Origin of the sequence: Terribacillus sp. JSM ZJ617 (assembly GCF_044383785.1) — a bacterium.
In the GTDB taxonomy this organism is placed as follows: Bacteria; Bacillota; Bacilli; order Bacillales; family Amphibacillaceae; genus Terribacillus.
Genome location: NZ_JBISEQ010000005.1, coordinates 50416 through 73857, shown reverse-complemented (window position 1 = coordinate 73857; position 23442 = coordinate 50416). Strand labels below are relative to the sequence as shown.

Here is a 23442-nt window from a genome sequence, read left to right as displayed (position 1 = left end):
CTTAGTGAATATCACTCTTCCTAAAGGTACCACCCTTTACTTCCGCTACATCATAAATCGTAACAAAAGCTCCGTCATCAATATCATTGATGATTTCTTTCAGCTTACTTTCCTCTAGACGGTTAATAACACAAGTTATTTCCATGAATTTCTCATGTGTATATCCGCCGTATGCTTCCTTATAGGTTGCACTTCTTCCAAGTCGGTCGCGGATGGTTTCTACCATTAGCTTAGGCTCGGTTGTAATGATCTTGAAGGTTTTCGAACCGCTTAGACCTTCTTCTACAATGTGGATGACTTTGGATGCGATAAAGTAGGCGATTGCTGAGAGAATGGCTCCCGTCAGACCAAATACAGTGGATACAAAGATGAAGACAAACATATTAAGGAATAAGATCAAATCACTTGTTCCAAATGGTAATTTACGTGATAGAAGAACTGCCAGCATATCAATGCCGTCCACTGCTCCGCCATTACGCAATGCAAGACCCATACCTAAACCTAGGATAATACCTCCGACAACAGTGACGAGCAAAGTGTCTCCTTCAATAATTGCTGGAGTATGATGCATGAGAACCGTACCTATTGATAATGACGCGATTCCGATAATGGAATAAATCGCGAAGCTTTTCCCTATCTGTTTATAACCCAACCATACAAACGGAAGGTTGATAATAGCGATTAGTGCACCTAGCGGCAATCCGGCAAGTTGAGAGATGACGATACTGATACCAGTGACGCCTCCGTCTGATACGTTGTTTGGGATCAGGACGGTTTCCAAGCCGTATGCTGCGATGAATCCTCCGAGGATGACAAACAGTCCTCGTAACAAAATGAATAACTTACTTCGGTTACGCTTTCTGATTTTGCTCATACAAATACCTCATTCTAAAATTTTTAACCTTATAATTTTACCACAAGCAGTATGCCCTCTGCTAATCCCTAAGATCTTTGGATAGAAAGGACTGCCTCTGAGGCAGCCTCATTTCTCCCTTTTTCTCTAGTTGCATTCGAACAATAATCTTCCCACGTACATGATTACCTTTTACTTCATTCAACTTGTCTGGCAATTCCTCACGGGAAAGGACTTTGTTCACAATAGCATCCAGCTTGCCTTCAGCTACTTTGTCCAATTCAAAGATTTGAACTTCCAATTCTATCCTGTTTCACCACTTGGTCAGAAAGGGAAAAATAAGATACTATCAATTATGTAACTATTAAAATTCGATATAATGGCACAAATTCCACCTATACTTGCAAATTTATTTTATAATAGAAGAAGTAAAATTATGTAAAAGTTAGTAATTCTGAAAGGAGATACATAATCTTGAACACCAAATACTTAGACTTACTAGCTCAGAAATATGATACGGAAGAAAAAGTAGTCACTGAAATCATCAATCTAAAAGCAATTCTCAATCTCCCTAAGGGTACCGAGCATTTTGTCAGTGACTTACACGGAGAATATCAAGCCTTCCAGCATGTACTGCGTAATGGCTCTGGAAGAGTAAAAGAAAAAATCAGGGATATCTTCAGCGGCGTCATCTTTGAAAAAGAAATTGATGAGCTGGCTGCTTTGGTTTATTACCCAGAAGAGAAACTCCAAATCATAAAAAATGATTTTAATCAGGACGAGGATCTTAACGAGTGGTACAAAAAAACGATCAAGCGAATGATCAAGCTTATCTCGTACGCCTCTTCTAAATATACACGTTCTAAATTGCGTAAGGCATTGCCTAGTCAGTTTGCTTACATTATTGAAGAACTCCTATACAAAACGGAGGAGTCCGGAAATAAGGAGCAATATTACCACGAGATTCTCGAACAGATCATCTCGCTCGGCCAAGCTGACAAGCTCATCACAGGACTTGCATACAGCACGCACCAGCTTGTGGTGGATCATCTGCATGTTGTAGGCGATATCTATGATCGTGGACCTGAACCAGATAAAATCATGGAAGAACTCATCAACTATCATTCCGTTGATATACAATGGGGAAATCACGATGTGCTCTGGATCGGTGCCTTTGCTGGATCAAAGGTTTGCCTGGCGAATATCCTTCGTATCTGTGCACGCTATGACAACCTGGACATTATTGAAGATGTGTACGGCATCAACCTGCGTCCATTGCTGAATCTGGCGGAGAAATATTATGACGACAACCCTGCGTTTCGTCCTAAAACACAAGCAGATAAGAAAACATCTGAAGAAGAAATTATACAAATAACTAAAATGCATCAGGCCATTTCCATGATTCAATTCAAGCTGGAAAGCCCAATTATCAAAAGAAGAAAGTTTTTCAATATGGAAGAACGATTGCTGCTCGAAAGAATCGATTTTGACACAAACGAGATTACACTGAATGGCAAAGCTTACCCATTAGAAAATACATGCTTCACCACAATCAATCCTAAGCAGCCTGACATGCTGCTGGAGGAAGAACAGCAAGTGATCGACAAGCTGCTATTCTCTGTGCAGCATTCCGAAAAGCTGGCTCGTCATATGAACTTCCTTATGAGGAAAGGCAGTCTTTATCTGCGATATAACGGCAACCTATTGATTCACGGATGCATACCGGTAGATGAAAATGGCAACATGGAGAAAATGGAGATAGACGGTAAGAGCTACGCAGGCCGCGAGCTGCTGGATAGATTCGAGCAATATCTTCGTCACTCATTTGCTCATCCAGAAGAAACAGATGACTTGGCGACCGATATGGTCTGGTACTTATGGACAGGTGAATACTCTTCCCTATTCGGTAAAAGAGCGATGACAACCTTTGAGCGTTATTTTATCAGTGATAAAGTAACCCATAAAGAAATCAAAAACCATTATTACCACCTGCGCGAAAACGAGGAAACCTGTAAAAAGATCCTGATAGAATTTGATCTAGATCCGGAGCATGGCCACATCATTAATGGTCATACACCTGTAAAAGAGATTGAAGGAGAAAATCCGATCAAAGCGAACGGGAAAATAATCGTTATCGATGGCGGATTCTCCAAAGCCTATCAATCGAAAACAGGCATCGCCGGATACACATTATTGTATAACTCCTACGGCATGAAGCTCGTCGCCCATAAGCATTTCAACTCCAAGAACGAAGTGCTGCATGACGGAACAGATGTATTATCCGTTAAGCGACTGGTCGATAAAGAACTGGAGCGGAAAAAGGTTCTGGAGACGAATGTTGGAGAGGAATTATGCCAGGAGATTAATATACTTAAGGATTTGATGGAATATCGGTATATGAAGTAAGACATGACTCAAAGGCCCCTATTGGAAACATAGGGGCCTTTGATATTCCCTAAATTTAATGACCGCTTATACAATTACTTACTCCTAATAGTAATCCACTTCTCAAAGTGTAAAAACGTTAAATTTAGTAACTAATAGATATGCGGTATAAAGCATAATGCAAGTAGATAGAAAAGAAGCTAGCTTATTAGGAACTCTTAATAACTTAAAAAGTATAATTAATATTATTCCTACCCCTAGTAACGCCCCCATAAAGATCCCTAGTCTACCAGCCATCTCATTAATTATAGAATTATCAACACTTGAAAAATCCAATTTATCCATAAAACCCCTCCGCTCTATCTATCGGCTGAATTTTATGGTTCTTTAACTTTTCTACCTTCAACATATTATCTAATCAATAATCAAATGATCAATCTTAGATGCATCCTTGCTCCTCCTGAACTTACCGGCAGACATCCCCACTGCTTTACGGAAGACCTTATTGAAATAATTAGCATTGGCGTAGCCTACTTTCACAGCAATGTCGTTAACAGAATAAGTTGTCGCAAGCAGGAGATCGGCTGCTTTCTGCACTCTAATCTTGGTTAGATATTGAATCGGAGTCATATGCAGCTCCTTCTGAAACTGCTTCAGAAAATAATAACGTGAGTAGCCAGAAACAGCTGCAATATCATTCAGTGTAAGAGGGTCAGCATATTGCGTTTGGATATAGGAGAGCGTTTTCGCGATTTGGAAAGAAAGATCGTTTGGTGATTTTTCGATGTTTCTAATAAACCGGTACACTTCCATCATAAACTCATAGGCTTTTGCCGAGGCATGATAGACATCGGTAATCTTCTGATCTGCCGTATCCTGAAAAATACGGAACAATAGATGAATCAATTTTGAATCAGGGGAGATTTTTAACACAGAACCGCTTTGCGCTTTAGCAAATCTCCAGCATTCGGCTGCCTTGCTGCCTACTAGAGTAATAAAAATGAATTCCCATCCATCACTGTCCTTTGGCAGATAATAACGATGATCACTAGGTATTTCCACCATAAATGCTTCTCCTGGCTCCAACATGTAGTTAGTTCCCTCAATCTGAATTTGTCCTGTTCCTGATAATGTATATTGGAATACGTATGTTCCTACGTCCTCTCGCTTCATGCCGTACCAATCATAGACAGTTCCAGGCACTTTTTTATCTTTTCCAAGCAGTAAAATGTTTGCCATCTCATTAAAGAGTGCGTCGTAAAAGTGAAAACCATATACACCGTACCCTTCCTCACGCCGATTAACAGACATACTCCTCCTCCGATCTAACAATAAACACAAACAAAGCGACTGGAAAATAGCCGCTTTACTTTTGCTTGATTATGCATTTGATAAGACTCTTCCTTACCCTTTGACACTTCCCGCTGCAAGTCCTTCAATAAAGAAGCGCTGCAGGAACAGAAACAAGAAAACCATTGGCAGCGATGCAATCAGTGCAGCTGCTCCGACAAGGCCGAGCTGGCTGGTGTTTTGCCCGAAGAAGCTTGACAGGGCTACAGTCAATGTATGCATATCGGAATCTTGTAAGAAGAAGATAGCAAATTGATAGTCGTTCCAAATATATACACAGGACAGGATTAATACTGTTGCCGTAATTGGCTTCAGCAGCGGGAAGACTACGCGAAAGAAGATTCCAATCGTGCTGGCACCATCCATTTTCGCGGCTTCCTCCAATTCTTTCGGTACTGTGGAACGAATAAAACCTGCGTACAGGAAGATGGTTAATGGCAAAAATGCGGCCACGTTATTGAGTACTGCAACCAGGCGTGTATTCATAAGACCAACGTCTACGACGAGCTGATACAACGGAACAAGTGCTGTCAGCGGCGGGATGACCATCACTGCAACAAACAACATATACACATACTTATTCAGCTTTGTTTGACGCCTTGCCAGCGCATAGGCTGCCAAGGAACCGAACAATATGAGCATTGCTGCCGCAAAGAAGGTAATGACAAAGGTATTCATGAACGCATTAGACAAATTTGCCTGTTCCCAAGCATTTGTAAAGTTTTCGATGCTAAAGTAATCCGGGAACAGCCATTTTGATGAAAAATCGCCGGCTCGTTTAAACGAGGTTGTTAATAAAATGTAGTAAGGAATTAAGTGGAGCAAAGTTATCACTAAAGCCACAGCTGTTAAAAACCATTTAGCTCTTTTGGACACTTGATTCATTATGCTTCCACCTCTTTTCGTTTTAAGTAGAGAAGTGCTCCCAAACTAAGCACTAGGATAATCAGTGCCATTAATACCCCTTGCGTTGCTGCGTAACCAGCATCCTGCCGCGCAAAATAAAGGGAATACATAAATGTCGACATCGATTGAGAGGCATTTCCCGGCCCGCCATTTGTCAGCGAGACAATTACATCGAATAATTTCAATCCACCAATTATGTTGATAACCACATTGATGGTGATCGCAGGTGCCAGCAATGGCAGCGTGATATTTCTGAATTTAGACCAGCTTGACGCACCATCTATATTCGCGGCTTCATAATATTCCTTGGAAATACTCTGTAAACCCGCCAGATAGATGATCATCGCAACACCTACAAACTGAAATGTATTAACGAAAACGATAATGTATGGGTTCACCTCTGGGTTGCCTAGCGCATTGACTGGATCCAAACCAAGCCAGTTATAAATATCGTTCAGCGCTCCTCCTTGATAGGCAAAGAAGAAGTACCAGATGTAACCCATGACAAGCGGGCTGATAATAACAGGTAAGTAAATAATCGTGCGCGTTAAAGTCCGTACCTTCAGTTGCTGATTAAGCAATAATGCATAGCCCAGCCCGATAATATTTTGCAGTAATGTACTCCCAATTCCGTACAGCAGGGTGTTCTTTACAACAAGCCATGTGTCCGGATCTGCAAACATTCGCTTATATTGCTCAAGCCCAATATAATCATAGACTTGTGAAAATCCATTCCAGTTCGTTAAGGATATTCGGATGCCATCTAAAAAGGGATACACAATAAACAGCAGGACGAGCAAGACACTTGGCAGGTACATCCACCAAAGAGAGGATTCTTTTCTGCGTTTCTTCGTTTTTTTCGCTTGTGCAGTCGATGATAAAGGCTGATCCATTCTCTTCATCTCCTTTTAGTAAACAAAGGGAGCATCCGCTCCCTCGGTTTGTTATTTCACTAAGCGACTATATTCTTCGCTCATTTTCTTTGATACTTGTTCCGGCGTCATTGCTCCTGAGATAAGCTCCTGACCTGTTGCTCCCATTGGATCCCACATGCCGCTTGGCAGGTAAGCACGGTCAAAATAAGGCTCAATTCGTGTACCTTCATATTGGCTGTAGAAATCAGCAAAATAATTCTCGGCATCAACATTCGTTAACGCATCAGGCAGTGACGTTCCTTCCGCAAACTTTTTCGCTACTTCCGGCTGTGCAATATAATCGATGAATTTCTTGGCTTCTTCCTTATGCTCGGAGTCCTTAGAAATAGCTAAAGTAAAGCGTTCGCCGCCAATCCAGCTCGGCTTATCGTCTTCATGTATCGCTGGAACCGGCATCGTGCCCAGCTGCACATCTGGATTAAGCTCGGATACCTCACGCCCTATCGAACCACTCATCATAATAAAGGCCACTTTGTTCTGAGCTAGCAGCTCCGCAACCTGTGTTATTTGTGCCGTAACTGCATCCTTATTCAGCAATCCTTTATCATTCATCTCTTTCAGCTTCTCCGGCAGATACGTGTAATTTGACCAATCAAAGGATCCATCCAGCAAAGCATCACCATGACTGTTGGAAGGCGATGTGATCAACAGCGGAGTTGCGAACTGATCGAAGTACTGACCAAATTGGCTTTTATCTGAACCGCCCAGCCAGAAAGGTACAACTTCTCCATTACTCTTTTCTTTCACTGTTTCGAGTGCTGTCATAAACTCATCAAACGTTTCAGGCGGCTCGATTCCATACTCATCCAACAGATTTTTGTTATAGGTCAGTCCATCAAGTGCTTGGTTTATCGGGTAAGCATTCAGCTTCCCAGTCTCATCTGTTAAAATATCAGCCATCGCTTCATCCAAATTCTCTGTCCATTCCATTTCACTTAGATCCTCGGTATATTCGGCATAACGAGTAGTTGACCAGCCATGTGTATCAAATAGGTCTGGCATATCGTTTGCTGCCATCTTGACGCGTGCCATCTCTTCATATCCATCGGTTGGATACGTATCTTCAATATCGATATCCGGATTTTCCTCTTCAAATTCAGTTACGATTTCCTTGAAGATTTCTTGGTCTGCCTTATTCGTTGCTGTTGACATGAGCGTTAATTTCGTTTGTCCATCCCCACTCGCACCGTTTCCGCACGCTGACAGTACAAAAGCCGCTGATAAAGAAACTAGAAGTAATGTCATTTTCTTATTCATGATATCCCTCACATTTCTATTTTTGATAGACCACCATTATTAAAGCGCTTACATTTATATTCAGAAACTAACAGCCTTTAATTTCTAAGGCTGACCGTTTCATTTTCAGAATGATACGCTGGCAGCATCTCACCATGTGCCTCAATTAAATCATCACACATACTGATAATATCCTCCATAGAAAGCTCTGCAGCGGTGTGCGGATCAAGCAGCGCTGCCTGATAGATTTTTTCTTTTGATTTTGTCATTGCAGCTTCAATCGTTACGAGCTGTGTATTGATATTTGTGCGATTTAAAGCCGCCAGCTGTTCCGGCAATTCGCCCATATAGGCTGGTGTAATTCCATTCCGGTTCGCTATACAAGGCACTTCTACAACCGCTTTTTCAGGTAAGTTGCTGATCAGTCCACCCGTATTCACGACATTCCCGCCAAATACAAACGGTTCATTTGTTTCCATGGCTTCAATGATCCGCGACCCATATTCTCGTGAACGCTTATGGGTTAAACCTTGATTGTTCATCAGCTCGCTTTTGGTTTTCTGCCAATTGTTAATCTGTGCCTCACAACGACGCGGGTACTCATCCAGCGGAATATTTAGCTGATCAATCAATTCCGGGTATTTATCTTTGATAAAATACGGATGATATTCCGCATTGTGCTCAGAGGATTCCGTTACGTAATAGCCGAATTTATCCATTAACTCATAGCGAACCATATCATGATGCTTTTCTTTTTGTTTTGCTTTAGCACGCTTTTTGATCTCAGGGTACAAGTCCTTGCCATTCGATTTGATCTCAAGCAGCCAAGCCATATGGTTAATACCGGCGATTCGCTCCTCAATATTATCGTGCGGAATATTAAGATCCTTCAGCAAATCCCTCGTACACACCTGTACACTATGACATAGCCCGACCATTTTCACATTCGTAAAACGAGAAACCGCACCTGTAAGAGCTGCCATTGGATTCGTGTAATTTAATAGCCAAGCATCTGGACAGACTTCCTCGATATCCTTGGCGATATCAAGCATTACCGGAATCGTCCGCAGCGACCGGAATATTCCCCCTATCCCAACCGTATCGGCAATTGTCTGCCGGAGCCCATACTTCTTCGGAATCTCAAAGTCGATTACAGTACTCGGCTTATAACCGCCCACTTGAATCGCGTTAATAACGTAACTCGCATGCTTTAGCGCTTCTTTTCGATTTGTATATGCCTTGATGGTGACATCTGCCTGCAATGAAAACTTCAATGCATTTAACAACAGCTCAGACTCCTCTAACCGCTCCTCGTTGATATCGAATAAAGCAAATTCGAATCCTTGCAGTGCAGGAGACAACATGCAATCACCTAATACGTTTTTTGTGAAAATTGTACTCCCCGCTCCGATAAACGTAATTTTTTTCATCTGACAGCCTCCTGGGTAATGAAGAGATTCACTTTTTAAAAATCATTGCCTTAGTCAATGTTAAAGCGCTTACACATTAAGTGGCAATGGTAAATAAAATCGAGAAAAGGGTAAAATATTGCTTTCTATATTTCTTGATACTTTTCACAATATTTATTTCACCCTCTATAGAAAGTCTATTTTGCTTGCTTCATAAAATATAATCAGTTAAACTGATTATATAATCAACTGACTAATTTAGGAGGTGAAAAACAATGAACAAATGGAATCAATCTTATGGCTTTTTACTCGGAAAAGCACTGCAGCAGATGGAGGAGAAGTTCGCAGAAGGCCTTGTTCCCTTTCATATTAACGCTCGACAATACGGTGTCTTATTATACATTCAGGAAAATCCTTATTGCTCTCAAAAGGACATTTCGGATAACCTGCAAATTGACCGGACAACAATGGTTAGTCATATCGATCATTTAGAGAAGCTGGGTTATGTGGAGAGGACAAAGAATCCGAATGACAGAAGATACCATAGCCTTTTGATCACGGAGAAAGGCGATGAGCTATTGGCTTCACGCTGGGAATACTTAACCGATGTGGAATCAGAAGTTCTTACACCCTTAGATCAGCAAGAAAGAGAATTACTTAAAGATTTTCTCATTAAGATCTGGAAATCACTATAAAAGAGGAGACTAAAAAATGAATGCACTTGATTACTTTAATGCACGACTGGAAGCTACGATAAGCCCCATGGATTACCTGAGATCAAATCAAGCCAATCCGGAAAAATACTTTCTAATCGATGTACGGAATGGTCCAGAACATGTAAGGAATGTAACGATTCAGGGTGCTGCTGTAATCCCTGAACAAGAAATAGTAAACCGTATAAATGAAATACCAAAAGATAAAGAAATCATACTTTTTTGCTGGGATGTATGGTGTAATACAGCGGCCAAAGCAGCAAAATCGCTACTTGAGAAAGGGTATAATGTGAAAGAATTAACCGGAGGAATTGCGGCCTGGAAGGAGATGAACTTTCCCGTCACAACAGCGGCCCAAGATAATGTAGCTAATAATTGCGGATGTTAAAGAAAAAAAGCTAATTCATAGAAATAGAAAATAGAAAAAAAGGAGATATGCTTGCTGAATTCAATGAGGCACTTTTCTTGCCTTTCCTCGATTTTGCAGCTATATCTCCCTATTCCCTCAATAAACCTTGATTTCTTCCCTTCCGCATTCCTATCTTTATTAGTTAAACCTTATATAGAAGCCTATGTCCTATCTCAGGAAATCTACTGATATTATTTCACATAGAGGTGCCTTAATAGTGTAAATAATTCCCAACACACAAAGCGACAATAGTTGGTAAAATGGAATTATATTAATTTAAGGAGCCCTGCACTATGAGTCGAAACAGTACTGAACTTATCGACATTGCAGCTCGCTTGGAAAACTGGTCTGTCAGCATTCGACTGGATAAGAAAGAAGCTGCTGCCAGTATCCATAAAGAACTGCAAAACCACATCGACGAATACAATCATGATTCGAGGCTTTCGTACTTCCTGCTGGAAAGCCGACATTACATCATTCAGAATGACTTGATGAAAAGTATTGCCTCATTAGAACAAGCCAAAAATCTCTATGAATACTTCTCAGACACCCACCGCTATCACCTTCATTTAGCAGAAGCTATGATTTTTTATGAAGAAGAACATTATCAAGAAGCACTGGATTGTTTTGAAAAAGCCGAAAAATATCTGCATAAGCTGCGTGACCCTGTAGACGTTGGCGAGTTTCATTTTCGGAAGGCCATGGCTTATTTCTTCCTAGAGATCATAGCCCTATCAGTTGTACATACAGAAAAAGCCATTCAATTATTTACACCGCATCAACCGTTTCATTTTTTACTTGCTCGTTCAGAAATGCTGCAGGGGTTGAATTTTATAGAGCTCTCTAATTTTGATTTAGCAGAAGAATATCTTCATAACGCCCTAACACATGCCAGAAAAACAGAAGAACAAGCATTGATTTCCTATATTCATCACAATTTAGGCGGCCTTTATGCAAGACGAAACTTACCCGCTGCAGCAATTCGTTATTTGGAGGAAGCCTATAAAAATAATCAACAGCGTACAAAGTTAAAAGTCTTATTTTTGTTAGCAGATTGCTATTGGAAGACGAATCAACGATCTAAGGCGATAAAAGCATATAAAGAAGGATTCCAAGCTAGTATGGAAGAAGATAACATGAAAATGAATTGGGAATTTGCCATGCTTCATAAGAAATATGAAGATAGATTAAATTTTGAAAGCGTTTGGCAAGAAGGGATAGACTACTTCCAAAGAATCAACGATAATTACAATGTAAGACATTATGCAAAAGAGTTAGCAGACTACTATTCATCCAAGAGGAATTATGAACTTGCAAATCGGTACTATGCTCTTGCTCTACAATAAAAAGGAGGGCTTTATATGAAAAAAGTAACTTTTACTTTGATTCTGGCTATCACAATTATTGTAAGTGGATTAACAGGATACGCTGACCATGGCTCTACCGCAAGTAACAAAAACGATCCGGGTGGTGGCGGTTTTTCCATCATCTTAGATAAATAAGCACAAAAAAGAAGATCACCGAGTGATCTTCTTTTTTGTTTGTATGATAGCCTGATGACGACTTATTTTTCACCCGTAGATTGTGCACCAAAGGAGATTTTTTGATTCTTACCTGCAATCGTCCCAAAAAAGGCGATGCATAAAGCGGCAATCATAAGAATAATCAGCGGTACCATCCATCCGTTTGTCTTTTCAGCGATGGTACCAAGCAGAAGCGGCCCCATTGCAGCAACCAAATATCCTACCGATTGCGCCATACTGGATAGCTGAGAAGATTCCGCAATCGAATTGGTCCGCAGAACAAAGAACATCATCGCTAAGCTGAATGCTGTTCCTGCACCAACCCCCGTTAAAATAAGAGGTGCAATGATAAGATGAGAGGATATAAACGTAACCCCTAACAAGCCAAAGAAGAATAATAAACCTGCAATGCAGCCAATCAGCCGCTGGTTGTGCATTCTGCCAGCAATGATAGGTGCGATGAATGTAGTCGGAATCAGCCCTAGCTGATAAATGGCAATGAGCCAGCCTGCTTCACTTTCATCGAATCCTTTGGTCATTAATATATCCGGCAGCCAGGTAAACAAGCTATACGGTATGAAGGATTGCAAACCCATAAATAGCGTTACGGCCCACGCAATCTTAGATTTGAATATAGCCCGAGAGGCTTTGCTCTCTACTTTCACAAATACCTTTTTCTCCGCACGTGCTGCCGGCAGTCGAAGCAATAAGATAACAATTGCTATTAAGGAGAGAACACTCCATATTTGCATCGCATTCCGCCAGCCAAAGCTAGGTACAGAAGCTATCGGAACGGAAATACCCGAAGCAAGCGCACCGAAAATATTCATGGAAACAGAATATATCCCAGTCATCAGCCCGATTTGATAAGGAAAACTAGACTTGATCAAACCCGGCATCAATACATTCCCAAAGGCAATCGCCATGCCAAGCAATACCGTTCCAAATAACAAGAGCGGAAGACCGCTTAAAGCGCGAATAAAGATGCCTACTGTCAGCATGCACATAGCAGCTAACAGCGTTAACTCCATGCCGAATTTACTTGATATTTTAGGTACCAACGAAGAAAAAACACCAAAAGCGAGCAGCGGCAGTGTATTTACCAGACCAATCATGGAGTTGGAAACATCCAGTTCTTCCCGGAAAAATGGAATCAGCGGCCCGACAGAAGTGAGCGGTGAACGTAAAGTAGCAGCAATGAAAAGAATTGCGAGTATCAATAAAAATGTATAATAACGTTTTTGCGAATTTGTTGCAGATCTGTTCACATAAAATATCCTTCCTATGTAAGATGCAATAACTCATCATAACAAATATCTTCAATCGGAAGAAGAAGTTTATGCAACAGTTATTAATTTTAAGGAAGCTAGCATCTTCCTATAGGCATTCGCACAATCCATTAGGCAATGACCTACATATCGTACATGGAAAACAATGGAGGTATGCATATGACCAATTTCTATTCCTTCCATGGAACTGTAACGATGATTAGTGATTTCCAGGGAAATGGCCGAGCGGATGGCTGTTATAAATTCTTCACCGTAGAAAATGAATCTGGATCAATCGTGAATTTTGTTGTATCACCTACTACCTACTTCGTGGATCATGCAATGGTATCCGTAGGCGATCGCGTGACTGGCTATTATGACGGAGATGCACCTGCGATTCTTATTTATCCTCCCCAGTTTCCAGCGCTTGTTATGGTGAAGGAAAACCAAAATCAAAATGTAAAGGTCAGCTTCTTCGATAATCAGCTGTTGAGCAGTGATGGGCAATTGAAGTTGAATGTATCCCAATTTACGCCGCGGCTATTAACGAACGGGCAAGCTTTTACTGGTAACCTAGGTAACCGGGATTTGATTGTTGTTTATGGACCCACTACGAAAAGCATCCCTGCTCAGACCACGCCTTATTGGGTCATTGTTTTGTGCAAGAGTTTATAATAAAGTTGATGATGTGATCGGTAAACCATCAGCTTATTACATTCAAAAAATCCAGGAACACTTAAATGTTTCAAAGGAAAAATGCTTATTCATTAGCGACCGGTTAGAAACGGATATCTTGATGGGCAAAAGCTATAACATACCTACCTTGTCTTGACTGGTATCTCTGTCTGCATGTTTTAAAAAAATAGAACAACATTATATAATACAGAATCTATTAGAGCTGTTTGAAGATGTTGTACCGTCTGTGATGCAATTAATAGTAGAAGCTTGGTTTGGGATAAGGACGATTGAATTTAATAGCTTAAATACACCTATAACATATTCCGATAAAAAAACATCAAACCCTAGTGTATCAAGGTTTGATGTTTTTTTGAGAAAAGATATTACATCATGTAAGGTAAGGACTGCTGCCAGCTGTTTCTTCTGACTTGTCAGCTACTTCATAGTACTTGTCAGCTACTTCATAGTACTTGCTAATATAAAGATCCCCTCTCCTATAACCCAGGAGAAATGGTTAGAGAGTGGAACAGAATCTTACAATTATACTTGTACTACTGCCGTCTTCATAAATAAGTCTAAGTGTTCTTTTAAGAATCCAACATAACGGTCGACTTCTTCTATTGTCGTGTATGGCGAGATTGCAAAAAATTTATGCGCATATACGGATATTCGATTGTTTGAGTTTGCAGCTTCCACGAGACGCTGCTTTTTTGTAAATCCAAAGTAGACGGTATCTCGTTCGGCTCCAATCATCTCTGCAAACCCGTCATTAAATTGATTAATTTCCGTCAGTTCTTCTATAGTTAGCAGTCCATTCAATTCACCATTCCATTTATTCTTCTCGGGATAAAAACGGAATGTTGTAATAGGAGAAACCTCATTCGTGATTGCCACATTCGGAAATTCCCTTTTTAGTGTCTCTCTAAATGCAATATTAACATGAATATAATTGGCTAAAAGCTTTTGATAGCCTTCGATTCCAAATGCTAGTAAAGATGCATAAATCGCCAAAGCACTTCCCATTCGCGAGCATTCGAGCGTGTAGCCTGTATGATAACTACCATAACCGCGATTCCCAACATACGGCGTTTCTACTGCATCTAAATCAACATTCTTAAGATACTCTTTGTTTTTGATTAAAAATAAACTTGTGATATATGGCGTTTGTCCAAGCTTATGGAAATCAAAAACCATACTATCTGCAAGCTTTATATTTTTAAATTTCTGTTGATAGGATTTCAATACCTCAATAACGTTCTCTGTAAATTGCAAAGTATTGCTATCAAAGCTGTAATTATTAAAGAAAGTATACATGCCCCCCATAGCAGAGTCTGCATGGATATAAATTGGATCTATGCCATATGTGCGTTCCATTTCTACCGCTATATGCTTAATCCCCTTAATGTCATCAACCCCAAATGTATCAGTAGTTCCCATTGTGGCAAGGACATAAAGCGGAACACCGCCTTTTGCAATAATATGCTCCATTTTTTCTTTTAAATCTTCTAGATTGATAGAATGATCAGCATTAACTTTCACTCGAATCATGTTTTCTATGCCAATCCCAGTTGCTTCTACAGATTTAAGCAGACTGTAGTGTGATAGCTCTGAACAGAAACAATAGAGATTTTGCGGTACACCATTATGATTAGAGGTCGGCTCGTAACGGGCAATGGCAAGACGTAAAGAGTTAAAGACAGCCCCTTGTCCTCCCCATGTTGTATATCCTGCGCTGATGCTTTCATCGTATCCGATAAGTTTGGATAGCATTGCAGCTACTTCGACTTCTGCTTTTGCTGCTGCTGGTCCCTCCACATCCCATAGATTATTACCATTAACTAGAACCATCACCAGATTACCAAGGATACTAGCAATATTGGGAAGGGGAGCTGCATTGGCTACATAGTTCCGATTGACGAACCGGTGCCCTTCTACTAATTTTAGAAGCTTTTGAACCACTTCCTCCATCGACACTCCTGTATTCGGAACAGACGCCTTTTGAATAACGCGATTATAGTAATCCTCTGTGTACTCAGGCATTTCTCCTAGCGTTAATTTGTTAGGATCTTTTAATTCATCTATTTTTGTTAAAATCGACTTAAAAAAGGACAATAATTCCTCTCTTTGAAAGTCATTCCCGTCCATACTAGGATATAATTTTTGAATTTCCTTCATTATTTTACCTCCTAATGTCTAAATATTTATAGAAATTACTGATTGCAATTTTATGTTTTAGGTAGAAAGGGGGAATGTTAGCTATAAGAACAAATTAAGACAAGCGCAAGTAATTTTCTCATAAGAAAAAGATCCCCTCCTTTAAACAGATCAGAATGCTCTCTTTAATCTGTTTACTAAAAGGGGATCATCCCATATTAGATAAATTATGGAGAAGCCAAATATTTTCATTCGGTAAGGCGAATAGTCAAACTGCTACCTTGACCTTTTATTCTGGCATTTTAACTCGCTTTTACTTCCTTTGCTTTAACATCATCATTCTCTTTTAGTAGTTCGCCTACTACGTTTTTGTGGTTTATAAGATTTCTTGCTTTCTCAACAAGGTTTTGTATCGTATGAAGTTCCTCATCATTAATCTCAATTAGTTCCTCAAACATCTCCACCGATTCTCGTGAGATAGATGCAATCTCAACGATTGTTGTCATGATCTGTTGTGAAGCAGTAGATAATTCTTCTGTGTTTGCAGAAGAGTTCTCGTTGTTTTCAGCAATAATTTTTGTAGTAGATAGTATCTTTTCGAACATATTTCCAACCTCTAAAATGTCTGCATTCGTATCTTTAAATTCTTCGGTCCCCTGGTTCATTGACTTAACCACTATAGCTGTTTCTTCTTGTATATTTTTCACGATATGTGATACTTCTGAAGTAGATTGGCGAGTTTGTTCCGCTAATTTTCTTACCTCATCTGCAACAACAGCAAATCCTTTACCATTTTCGCCTGCTCGAGCAGCTTCTATCGCTGCATTCAGCGCCAGCAGATTAATTTGTTCAGAGATCTCTGTAATCACCTTAACAATACTGCTGATTTCATAAGATTTTTCTCCAAGTTTGTTTATTGCATTAGAGGTTGTATTAACTGTTTGATTAAATTGATCCATCTTTACCAAGGAATCTTTTAGTTTCTCATTTCCTTGCTGCGTCAATTCTAGCGTAGTAATGGATTGTTCTGAAATCTGATTAGATCTAACTGATAAATTTTCTATCGCTTGTGTCATTTCTTCCATGGAGGCAGCACTTTCTTCTGTGGCTACTAATTGTTTCTCTAATCCTCTGCCTACCTCGTCAATTGCTGCTCTCACAATATCAGCTTGTTCAGAAGCATATTCACCTGTTTCCGCAAGATTTACGCCTTTTTCATTCACATCTTTTGATAACGACAGTAGTTCCTTTTCTATATGGCTGCAGTTCTCAAGCTGCTGCTCATTCCCAACGCGATTCAAAATAATTTCATCGCCACTGCCTAAAGTGTTTAATTGTGCACGACGTTTCAGTGCAACATATTGGTAAGCAAAATAACCTAAAGCTATCAATAGAATGACTATTATTCCTATCAAGTAAAATTCCATGATAAATTAAACTCCTACTTTCTGTTTCAATCAGAATTATATTTTTATAGTTCTCTTATAATAATGTATGTTCCATCAGCTACATTCGAAGGAATGGCTTGCAGTTTGCTATTGTCTTTATACATATGAACAATATGATTACCTTCGATATCTTGGTATTTTTTCATGTCGTGATATTTTTCCATCACACGAATCGATTTAGGGTTTGTCGCTTCGCCCACTACTGCCTTCAGCCCCTGCTTCGCTGCTTTTGTAATCAACCTATTTCCTAATTGCTTAATTACTTCATGACGCTCTTGTTCGGCTATCACGCCCAACATAAATAGGTGCAACATATCCCCATTGGAAATATCTTTTCCGCTACGTCTTTTATAATCTTCGATAAAGCGTTTATCTACGTCTTCCAGTACGTGAAGAATAACATTCATATCATAGAAAGAACCTTCGAATACATCCTCTCCAATAATTTCGGGTGCATTGGTATCTCCGGCAAGGACACCTACAACATGATTATCACTGTCTAGAGCGACTGCACAATATCCTTGGTCTACAGTTGAATCCAAATAATCCTTGGTAAAAGCATAGAAATCTTCATACGCTATACTTAATTGTCCAACCATCGGTTCCTGAACCCATTTCCCTGCAACATCTACACCAATAAATGTACGGGCGAGACATTCGGCAGCTTTTTGAATCATTTCTGTTTGATTCTTTGTTAAAATTTCATATGTATACAATTCCTGTGTTGCTTGCATGTTTTAATCTCCCTTTTAACTGCAAATTTGGCGAACCGGATGTTACATAGAATGATTTACTTTATCCATAAACCTTCCCGTGAATTCAATTCTTTCAAGGGCATTCCTAATTTGCACTTGAGCAATTTTAGAAGAAGGTTTTATTACAATTGTATCTTTAAAACCTAAAGTAGAATAGAATTGCATTGTTTGTTCCAACTGCGGTACAACCTTCGAAGGTACAGGCGTTTGATGAGTTCCATCGACAACAAAAGTATAATCTTTTCTAGATACTTTATTGATTGTATCCTGCAAATCGACCATATATCCTTCTGCATCTTCCTCCCTCATTAATCCATGTACCTGGACATGTACTTCTTTGGCATTTTCATCAATCGCCATCTTATACTTCTTTTTATCTACTACTATCATTTCGTTCGCTCCTTTTTCTATATGCCTGATAAAACTATAATTACCGCTTAAGTGTGAAAAAAAGCTATCCTAATATAGACAAGGATAGCCAATGATATAATTTCATACTTGGCAACCCGACTATCATCATCCATACGGATATTAGACTCGTAGCTTTGCGTCCCTATCTTTCGATAAGTTTGCCTAATAATTTTGATTTATAGTTCTAAATACACCCCGCCATAACTTCACGTTCCCTTTCGCATTATAAATTACTCATATTTTCTTGTCTAATTATAACTGCTTCTTCTATTTATAGGTGTATTAATTCATCAACCACCATTTCACGGATGCTGTCACAGGTCTAATTTACTATACATTAAAACCACCTGCCTCCCTTATATCGGTCAACTACAGACAATTTAAATAGAAATTGTTAAATGTTTAAAGATGTTCACGATATAGCATCGTTCCAGCTAGTTCAAAAGAATAAGAGAGTCCTCATACAAACATTTAATCAACATTCCAAATATAATTGTTAACCAAAAAATCTCACCTCTGTTTCTCAATCTCAATTGGCTGGGTACTACTCGATTAGCTTTTATCAAAACAGAAAAAATTGAGCTTTGCCTCTTGTAAAGCTGTACACTTAGTAACTGCCTATATGTCTTATTCCTACCACTCATACTTTCACTAATAAAAGAATGTTTTTATAGTGCACCACTTTAATTCTAAATGGGTGTCATGTAGTACTGAATTTAAAAAAGGCGAACCACAAAGGAACGCCTTTCAGCCACTATATATTATTCAGATTGATCTGTATCTTCTTCTCTATCATCAGTATCTTGCTCTTGATCTTGGTCCTGCTCTTGTTCCTCCATTTGCTCATCATCAGCTGGATCTTCATCGTCACCATCATTACATGCCGCCAACATAAGAACTGAAACCATTCCCAATGCTACCATCCATTTTTTAAGCATTGAAACCTCTCCCTTTAAAAAATTAAGGTACATAAGTAAGATACCAGAGGACTGTTAAGAAGAGGTCAATTCATTGTAAACAGGCTGTTAATGAGAACGATCATTATTGACGCTAATCGACATGAAAGAGGCAGTTATTTAACAACTTTAGTGAGCTACAGATTAATCTGTAGCTTTTTAATTGAACTGAAACACCTAGCTCTCTTGTTATATCTCGTAAAAGCCTTTAAGATTCCCTAGGCTGGTCGATATATATACCGTGCATATTAATTAATCAGAAAGGAATATCTTGGTTTGGGAGCCTTAATAGTTTTGAGCAGCTAATTAATATGTAGAGCTTTTTTTATTAGAAAGGAATTTAATCGTGAAAATCAAAACAAAACTTCTTGGTATAATTTCAATTTTAATATTTTCCTTATTACTAATTGGAGTTTCATCCATTTTCATCAATTCTTCCATTACAAAGAAGAATGATATCCTAAAGGATAAAATGGAGTTTCAAAACAAAATCAAGCATGTCCAATATAGGTTAGCTGGCCTATCGAATGATGAAAGAGGTTTTCTCATCACTGGCGAACAGGATTTCGCTGATGGAATGGAAGAGAAATCCGAGGATATCTTCTCAACTTTAGATCAATTGGAATCACTCATCCACAATAAGGATTATTTGACGAACGTAAATGATATTCGGGATAACTTCTCAGAGTTTTGGAGTATGAATCAGGAAGTAGTAATACAATTTGCCTCCAATCCCGAACAAGCAGAATCACTTCACTTAGGAGAGGAAAGAACCTTACGGAAGGAATTACTAGATCCATCCGTAAATGAGTTAGTCGATCAATTGAATAAGGATGTGAATGATTTAGAAGCAGATATTCATAGATATGGAACTGTAAGTGGATGGTTCATTAGTACAGTGTCAATAATCTCAATTATTATAGGGATCCTTTTAAGTATGCTTCTTTTAAGATCCATCTTGGTACCTCTAAGAAGTCTCAATAGACAGCTTGAGGATATTGCGCAGGGAGATGCGGACCTGACTCAAAAAGTAGAAGTCAAGAGTAAGGATGAATTTGGTCAGCTTGCTGCATCCTTTAATGCTTTTGTTCACTCACTGGCAGGTATCGTAAAGCAGATCAGCAGTTCATCCCAACAGGTCGCGGCCGCTTCAGAAGAATTATCGGCAAGCTCTGAACAGTCTAGAGCTACTTCGGACCAAATCTCACAATCCATGAAGGAAATTGCTTTAACTAGTACAAATCAAAGTAACATGACAGAACAGAGCTCTGGATCCATAACAGAGATTTTAGAGAGCCTCTCCAATGTAGCTGACAACACAAACCGCATTGCTGAAAACTCCTCCTTTATGAAGGATAAAGCAGAGTTAGGCGTCTCTTCTGTAAATATGATGTCAGAACAAATGACCGCCATCAATCATTCTGTTCAAGAAGCTGGGAGCGGATTAAAGTCATTAGTGAGAAGTACAACAGAAATAAGTCATATGTCCTCACTCATCACAGACATCTCGGAACAAACCAATCTCCTTGCATTAAATGCAGCCATTGAAGCTGCACGAGCCGGAGAACAAGGAAAAGGTTTTGCAGTTGTAGCCGAAGAAGTCCGAAAGCTGGCTGATGAAACAAACCAATCTGCCAGCCATATTAAGCACTTAGTTTCCACAATAGATACGGACTCAAAAGATACCGTAGTCAATATCCATAATGTGCAGAAAAATGTGGATTCAGGCATGAATTACGCCAGTGAGAGCCAGCAACAGTTTAGCGAGATATTAAATCTCGTTGGACAGGTAACAGCTCAAATTCAAGAAGTAGCAGCTGCCACCCAGCAATTAACTGCAGGTGTAGAGGTAGTGCAGCATAACCTCTCAACTCTTGAAACCGGATCAAAAGAAACAGCATCCAGTTCCAAGGCAGTTGCCTCAGCAACAGAGGAACAATTAAGTTCTATGGAAGACATCTCGAATGCGGCTGTTTCTCTGTCCGATTTAGCGGAAGAGTTGCAGGAAGTTGTTAATCGGTTTAAGTATTAAAAAAAGATCCCTCATGTTATCTCTGAGGGATCTTTTTTAATGCGAACCAACGGCTTTTTTTTATAATGCCCATGAACATTATAATCCATTCTCCATTAACCATTTCATAAAACAACCATCTTATAAATATATGATGATATCTCTTTTTAAGGCATAAAAAAAGCTAGTTCAAACCATAGGTAAGAACTAGCTTTTTTATTATTCAGGTTTAATATCCCATGTAATCTGTTCATCTGTCCAAGAGAAGGTAGGTTCAAAGATCATTTCATAAGAGTCTGATTCTGGTACATCAAAAGTAAGTGTACCACTTAATTTTTTACCTGCGTTTACGTCACCAGAAAGATCTAGTGAATCACCGCCGTAATAATAATCAAGGCTATTACCATCGGTATCGTAAAGATTGAAGTCAGTACTGTCGATGAAGGCTGTATCTTCTTTGTTGTTTGTAACATTAACGTTCATTTGAAGTACTTTACCCTTCTCTGCTGGGCTGTACTCACTTGCATCAATATATTTAGCATCAGCAATTGTGATTTCAAGTCCATTTAGGTCAATAGTATCACCAACAGCGAAAGTTTTCGTTTCTTCTTGCTTCGTTTCTTCAGCTTTGCTTTCTCCTACTTTTTTACCAGATTCAGAGGATTCATCTCCGCCACCAGAAGCAACCGCAATAATGATGATGATAACGATAATCGCAATAATTCCTAGACATCCAAATTTAAAAAACTTACCCATTACTCTTCCCCCTAAGTTGCTATATAATACTTAAAACCTATTAACGAATATTATATCAAACTATTATACTAGTGATTTCAACCATAACATTACATATTTACTAGTTTTTATCTAATAAGTTAATATTATGGACCGAGAATTTTTTGATACTCATTCATTTATAAGACTAAGAATTGTGAAGCTATTCTAAGCTCAAACCATTATAGTTTGATAAAAAGGATTATATAGTATCTTTTTATCGTGCTCATTAACATAATAGTTAACGATCTCGATAAAACTATTTCTTTCTACAGTTAATAAAAAAAGACTACATCCTTATATATCGGATGTAGTCTTCATTTTATTAATTGTTGTTAGAAAGATATATCCTAGATTATTAGTTAATGCTGCCGGTATGGTTAGCGTCTGTGAGCTAAGCTTTAAAATCACGCAAAAACTCATCATTAGTGACATCAGTAATAAACATATGGCCCGGTGCATGTGTAATAACAAGTGGAATTTGAGAATGAATCGCTGCAGATTGAGGCGTAACGCCACATTCCCAAAAAACAGGTGTTTCTCCTTCTCCGAACTCTGTAAATTCACCGAAATCCGGCTTGCTAATATCGTCTATACCAATTTCTTTTGGATCTCCTACATGAATTGGAGATCCATGCATTTTCGGAAACTGTGCAGTGACATCAATTGCTTTTTGAACTAGCTCATTTTTAATCGGTCTCATGGAGACTACGACAGGCCCACTAAATTCACCTGCTTGCTTTGTTTGACGATTTGTTATGTACATCGCCACATTTTTATTCTGCTCAATATGTTTTAAAGGAACGCCTCCCTTTAGCAATGCACTTTCAAAGGTAAAGCTGCAGCCAATTAAGAACGATACAAAGTCATCCCGCCAGATTTCTTTAAGATCCTGACGCTTCTCCGTTAGTTTGCCGTTCTCATAAACAAAGTAAAGCGGAATATCACTTCGAATATCCGAGCCAGCAGCAAGAGCAGACTCAACCACACCTGGTTCTAATACATCAATAATCGGACAAGACTTCGGGTTTCGATTAGCAAACAATAGAAAATCAAAAGCATATTCCTTTGGTACAATTGCTAAATTGGCTTGAACAAAATCACTACCTAAGCCAGAAGTATGGGTATTGTGTTCACCGCTTCTGATTTTTTCTCTTATGGTGCTTGGATTCATTTGTAATTCCCCCTATTCTTGTATATAGCTCCTGGTCTAGTTTTTCGTTTCTATCAACACCTTTGAGATTAGAGCGCTGAATAAAGAAACACTC

24 protein-coding genes and 1 riboswitch are annotated in these 23442 nt (G+C 39.2%); of the genes, 8 read left to right on the top strand and 16 right to left on the bottom strand.

Translation table 11 applies throughout. The annotated features are described in order from the left end of the window. Position 1: 1 nt before the first annotated feature. Together ACH6C1_RS15810 and ACH6C1_RS15805 are read right to left on the bottom strand one after the other, a co-directional pair. On the bottom strand, positions 2–874 hold the full coding sequence (locus ACH6C1_RS15810; RefSeq protein ID WP_095223322.1) for a YitT family protein: 873 nt from the start codon (positions 872–874) through the stop codon (positions 2–4). A 61-nt stretch (positions 875–935) separates the two neighbouring features. Further along, the gene (locus ACH6C1_RS15805) at positions 936–1154 is read right to left on the bottom strand and encodes a hypothetical protein (protein ID WP_374078765.1); all 219 of its coding nucleotides are present in this window, start codon (positions 1152–1154) and stop codon (positions 936–938) included. Between the two features lie 173 nt (positions 1155–1327). Between ACH6C1_RS15805 and fbp the strand changes: the two genes are divergently transcribed. Then, positions 1328–3259 (top strand): fructose-1,6-bisphosphatase, encoded by a 1932-nt coding sequence (fbp, locus tag ACH6C1_RS15800; RefSeq protein WP_374078763.1) that lies wholly within the window; start codon positions 1328–1330, stop codon positions 3257–3259. Positions 3260–3361: 102 nt separating this feature from the next. Here the strand turns inward: fbp and ACH6C1_RS15795 are convergent, their stop codons facing one another. From ACH6C1_RS15795 to melA, 6 genes are all read right to left on the bottom strand, one after another. Further along, positions 3362–3583, bottom strand: coding sequence for a hypothetical protein (locus ACH6C1_RS15795; protein ID WP_374078760.1), 222 nt, complete (start codon positions 3581–3583; stop codon positions 3362–3364). Positions 3584–3652: 69 nt separating this feature from the next. Continuing rightward, positions 3653–4549: an AraC family transcriptional regulator gene (locus ACH6C1_RS15790; protein ID WP_374078758.1), complete on the bottom strand. Its 897-nt coding sequence runs from the start codon at positions 4547–4549 to the stop codon at positions 3653–3655. Between the two features lie 93 nt (positions 4550–4642). Then, positions 4643–5473, bottom strand: coding sequence for a carbohydrate ABC transporter permease (locus ACH6C1_RS15785; protein WP_374078756.1), 831 nt, complete (start codon positions 5471–5473; stop codon positions 4643–4645). Then, positions 5473–6387: a carbohydrate ABC transporter permease gene (locus ACH6C1_RS15780; RefSeq protein ID WP_374078754.1), complete on the bottom strand. Its 915-nt coding sequence runs from the start codon at positions 6385–6387 to the stop codon at positions 5473–5475. Before ACH6C1_RS15780 ends, ACH6C1_RS15785 begins: the two co-directional genes overlap by 1 nt. A 51-nt stretch (positions 6388–6438) precedes the next feature. After that, on the bottom strand, positions 6439–7686 hold the full coding sequence (locus ACH6C1_RS15775) for an ABC transporter substrate-binding protein (protein ID WP_374078751.1): 1248 nt from the start codon (positions 7684–7686) through the stop codon (positions 6439–6441). Between the two features lie 77 nt (positions 7687–7763). Then, positions 7764–9095: an alpha-glucosidase/alpha-galactosidase gene (melA, locus tag ACH6C1_RS15770; protein ID WP_374078748.1), complete on the bottom strand. Its 1332-nt coding sequence runs from the start codon at positions 9093–9095 to the stop codon at positions 7764–7766. A 254-nt stretch (positions 9096–9349) separates the two neighbouring features. Between melA and ACH6C1_RS15765 the strand changes: the two genes are divergently transcribed. The 4 genes from ACH6C1_RS15765 (at position 9350) to ACH6C1_RS15750 (ending at position 11698) form a co-directional block, all read left to right on the top strand. After that, positions 9350–9769: a MarR family winged helix-turn-helix transcriptional regulator gene (locus ACH6C1_RS15765; protein ID WP_374078746.1), complete on the top strand. Its 420-nt coding sequence runs from the start codon at positions 9350–9352 to the stop codon at positions 9767–9769. A 16-nt stretch (positions 9770–9785) separates the two neighbouring features. After that, complete coding sequence (locus ACH6C1_RS15760) at positions 9786–10175, top strand: rhodanese-like domain-containing protein (RefSeq protein WP_374078744.1); 390 nt, start codon at positions 9786–9788, stop codon at positions 10173–10175. A gap of 314 nt (positions 10176–10489) precedes the next feature. After that, positions 10490–11542 (top strand): tetratricopeptide repeat protein, encoded by a 1053-nt coding sequence (locus ACH6C1_RS15755; RefSeq protein ID WP_374078742.1) that lies wholly within the window; start codon positions 10490–10492, stop codon positions 11540–11542. A 15-nt stretch (positions 11543–11557) separates the two neighbouring features. Further along, positions 11558–11698: a hypothetical protein gene (locus tag ACH6C1_RS15750; RefSeq protein ID WP_175074793.1), complete on the top strand. Its 141-nt coding sequence runs from the start codon at positions 11558–11560 to the stop codon at positions 11696–11698. Between the two features lie 62 nt (positions 11699–11760). Here the strand turns inward: ACH6C1_RS15750 and ACH6C1_RS15745 are convergent, their stop codons facing one another. Beyond that, the gene (locus tag ACH6C1_RS15745; RefSeq protein ID WP_374078739.1) at positions 11761–12987 is read right to left on the bottom strand and encodes a CynX/NimT family MFS transporter; all 1227 of its coding nucleotides are present in this window, start codon (positions 12985–12987) and stop codon (positions 11761–11763) included. A 180-nt stretch (positions 12988–13167) separates the two neighbouring features. On the opposite strand from ACH6C1_RS15745, the gene ACH6C1_RS15740 reads away from it, so the two are divergent. Together ACH6C1_RS15740 and ACH6C1_RS15735 are read left to right on the top strand one after the other, a co-directional pair. Beyond that, positions 13168–13662: a hypothetical protein gene (locus ACH6C1_RS15740; RefSeq protein WP_374078736.1), complete on the top strand. Its 495-nt coding sequence runs from the start codon at positions 13168–13170 to the stop codon at positions 13660–13662. Beyond that, entirely contained in the window at positions 13589–13819 is a 231-nt protein-coding gene (locus ACH6C1_RS15735; protein ID WP_374078734.1) for an HAD-IA family hydrolase, read from the top strand. The genes ACH6C1_RS15740 and ACH6C1_RS15735 overlap by 74 nt, the downstream gene beginning before the upstream one ends. Before the next feature lie 386 nt (positions 13820–14205). On the opposite strand, the gene ACH6C1_RS15730 is transcribed toward ACH6C1_RS15735, so the two are convergent. From ACH6C1_RS15730 to ACH6C1_RS15710, 5 genes are all read right to left on the bottom strand, one after another. Then, a complete protein-coding gene (locus ACH6C1_RS15730) occupies positions 14206–15840 on the bottom strand; it encodes a pyridoxal phosphate-dependent decarboxylase family protein (RefSeq protein WP_374078732.1) in 1635 nt (544 codons plus the stop codon). Positions 15841–16121: 281 nt separating this feature from the next. Beyond that, entirely contained in the window at positions 16122–17246 is a 1125-nt protein-coding gene (locus ACH6C1_RS15725; RefSeq protein ID WP_374078730.1) for a methyl-accepting chemotaxis protein, read from the bottom strand. A gap of 44 nt (positions 17247–17290) precedes the next feature. After that, positions 17291–18001, bottom strand: coding sequence for a hypothetical protein (locus tag ACH6C1_RS15720; protein WP_374078728.1), 711 nt, complete (start codon positions 17999–18001; stop codon positions 17291–17293). Between the two features lie 42 nt (positions 18002–18043). Beyond that, positions 18044–18412 (bottom strand): hypothetical protein, encoded by a 369-nt coding sequence (locus tag ACH6C1_RS15715; RefSeq protein ID WP_374078726.1) that lies wholly within the window; start codon positions 18410–18412, stop codon positions 18044–18046. A 107-nt stretch (positions 18413–18519) separates the two neighbouring features. Then, positions 18520–18606: riboswitch (cyclic di-GMP riboswitch) on the bottom strand. A gap of 588 nt (positions 18607–19194) precedes the next feature. Continuing rightward, positions 19195–19371, bottom strand: coding sequence for a hypothetical protein (locus ACH6C1_RS15710; protein ID WP_374078724.1), 177 nt, complete (start codon positions 19369–19371; stop codon positions 19195–19197). A gap of 364 nt (positions 19372–19735) precedes the next feature. Here ACH6C1_RS15710 and ACH6C1_RS15705 point away from each other — a divergent pair, with 364 nt between their 5' ends. Then, positions 19736–21421: a methyl-accepting chemotaxis protein gene (locus ACH6C1_RS15705; RefSeq protein WP_374078722.1), complete on the top strand. Its 1686-nt coding sequence runs from the start codon at positions 19736–19738 to the stop codon at positions 21419–21421. A gap of 198 nt (positions 21422–21619) precedes the next feature. Here ACH6C1_RS15705 and ACH6C1_RS15700 read toward each other — a convergent pair whose 3' ends face one another. Together ACH6C1_RS15700 and ACH6C1_RS15695 are read right to left on the bottom strand one after the other, a co-directional pair. Then, a complete protein-coding gene (locus ACH6C1_RS15700) occupies positions 21620–22156 on the bottom strand; it encodes a DUF4352 domain-containing protein (protein ID WP_374078720.1) in 537 nt (178 codons plus the stop codon). Positions 22157–22568: 412 nt separating this feature from the next. Then, the gene (locus ACH6C1_RS15695; RefSeq protein WP_374078718.1) at positions 22569–23348 is read right to left on the bottom strand and encodes a putative hydro-lyase; all 780 of its coding nucleotides are present in this window, start codon (positions 23346–23348) and stop codon (positions 22569–22571) included. Positions 23349–23442: the final 94 nt, after the last annotated feature.

Bases quoted from the DNA above. Each gene is read 5' to 3' on its own strand.
- melA (WP_374078748.1), bottom strand. From the start codon at position 9,095: ATGAAAAAAATTACGTTTATCGGAGCGGGGAGTACAATTTTCACAAAA.
- ACH6C1_RS15710 (WP_374078724.1), bottom strand. From the start codon at position 19,371: ATGCTTAAAAAATGGATGGTAGCATTGGGAATGGTTTCAGTTCTTATG.
- ACH6C1_RS15720 (WP_374078728.1), bottom strand. From the start codon at position 18,001: ATGCAAGCAACACAGGAATTGTATACATATGAAATTTTAACAAAGAAT.
- ACH6C1_RS15740 (WP_374078736.1), top strand. From the start codon at position 13,168: ATGACCAATTTCTATTCCTTCCATGGAACTGTAACGATGATTAGTGAT.
- ACH6C1_RS15750 (WP_175074793.1), top strand. From the start codon at position 11,558: ATGAAAAAAGTAACTTTTACTTTGATTCTGGCTATCACAATTATTGTA.
- ACH6C1_RS15695 (WP_374078718.1), bottom strand. From the start codon at position 23,348: ATGAATCCAAGCACCATAAGAGAAAAAATCAGAAGCGGTGAACACAAT.
- ACH6C1_RS15775 (WP_374078751.1), bottom strand. From the start codon at position 7,686: ATGAATAAGAAAATGACATTACTTCTAGTTTCTTTATCAGCGGCTTTT.
- ACH6C1_RS15730 (WP_374078732.1), bottom strand. From the start codon at position 15,840: ATGAAGGAAATTCAAAAATTATATCCTAGTATGGACGGGAATGACTTT.
- ACH6C1_RS15760 (WP_374078744.1), top strand. From the start codon at position 9,786: ATGAATGCACTTGATTACTTTAATGCACGACTGGAAGCTACGATAAGC.
- ACH6C1_RS15790 (WP_374078758.1), bottom strand. From the start codon at position 4,549: ATGTCTGTTAATCGGCGTGAGGAAGGGTACGGTGTATATGGTTTTCAC.
- ACH6C1_RS15700 (WP_374078720.1), bottom strand. From the start codon at position 22,156: ATGGGTAAGTTTTTTAAATTTGGATGTCTAGGAATTATTGCGATTATC.
- ACH6C1_RS15795 (WP_374078760.1), bottom strand. From the start codon at position 3,583: ATGGATAAATTGGATTTTTCAAGTGTTGATAATTCTATAATTAATGAG.
- ACH6C1_RS15765 (WP_374078746.1), top strand. From the start codon at position 9,350: ATGAACAAATGGAATCAATCTTATGGCTTTTTACTCGGAAAAGCACTG.
- ACH6C1_RS15810 (WP_095223322.1), bottom strand. From the start codon at position 874: ATGAGCAAAATCAGAAAGCGTAACCGAAGTAAGTTATTCATTTTGTTA.
- ACH6C1_RS15755 (WP_374078742.1), top strand. From the start codon at position 10,490: ATGAGTCGAAACAGTACTGAACTTATCGACATTGCAGCTCGCTTGGAA.
- ACH6C1_RS15735 (WP_374078734.1), top strand. From the start codon at position 13,589: ATGGACCCACTACGAAAAGCATCCCTGCTCAGACCACGCCTTATTGGG.
- ACH6C1_RS15780 (WP_374078754.1), bottom strand. From the start codon at position 6,387: ATGGATCAGCCTTTATCATCGACTGCACAAGCGAAAAAAACGAAGAAA.
- ACH6C1_RS15785 (WP_374078756.1), bottom strand. From the start codon at position 5,473: ATGAATCAAGTGTCCAAAAGAGCTAAATGGTTTTTAACAGCTGTGGCT.
- ACH6C1_RS15725 (WP_374078730.1), bottom strand. From the start codon at position 17,246: ATGGAATTTTACTTGATAGGAATAATAGTCATTCTATTGATAGCTTTA.
- ACH6C1_RS15715 (WP_374078726.1), bottom strand. From the start codon at position 18,412: ATGATAGTAGTAGATAAAAAGAAGTATAAGATGGCGATTGATGAAAAT.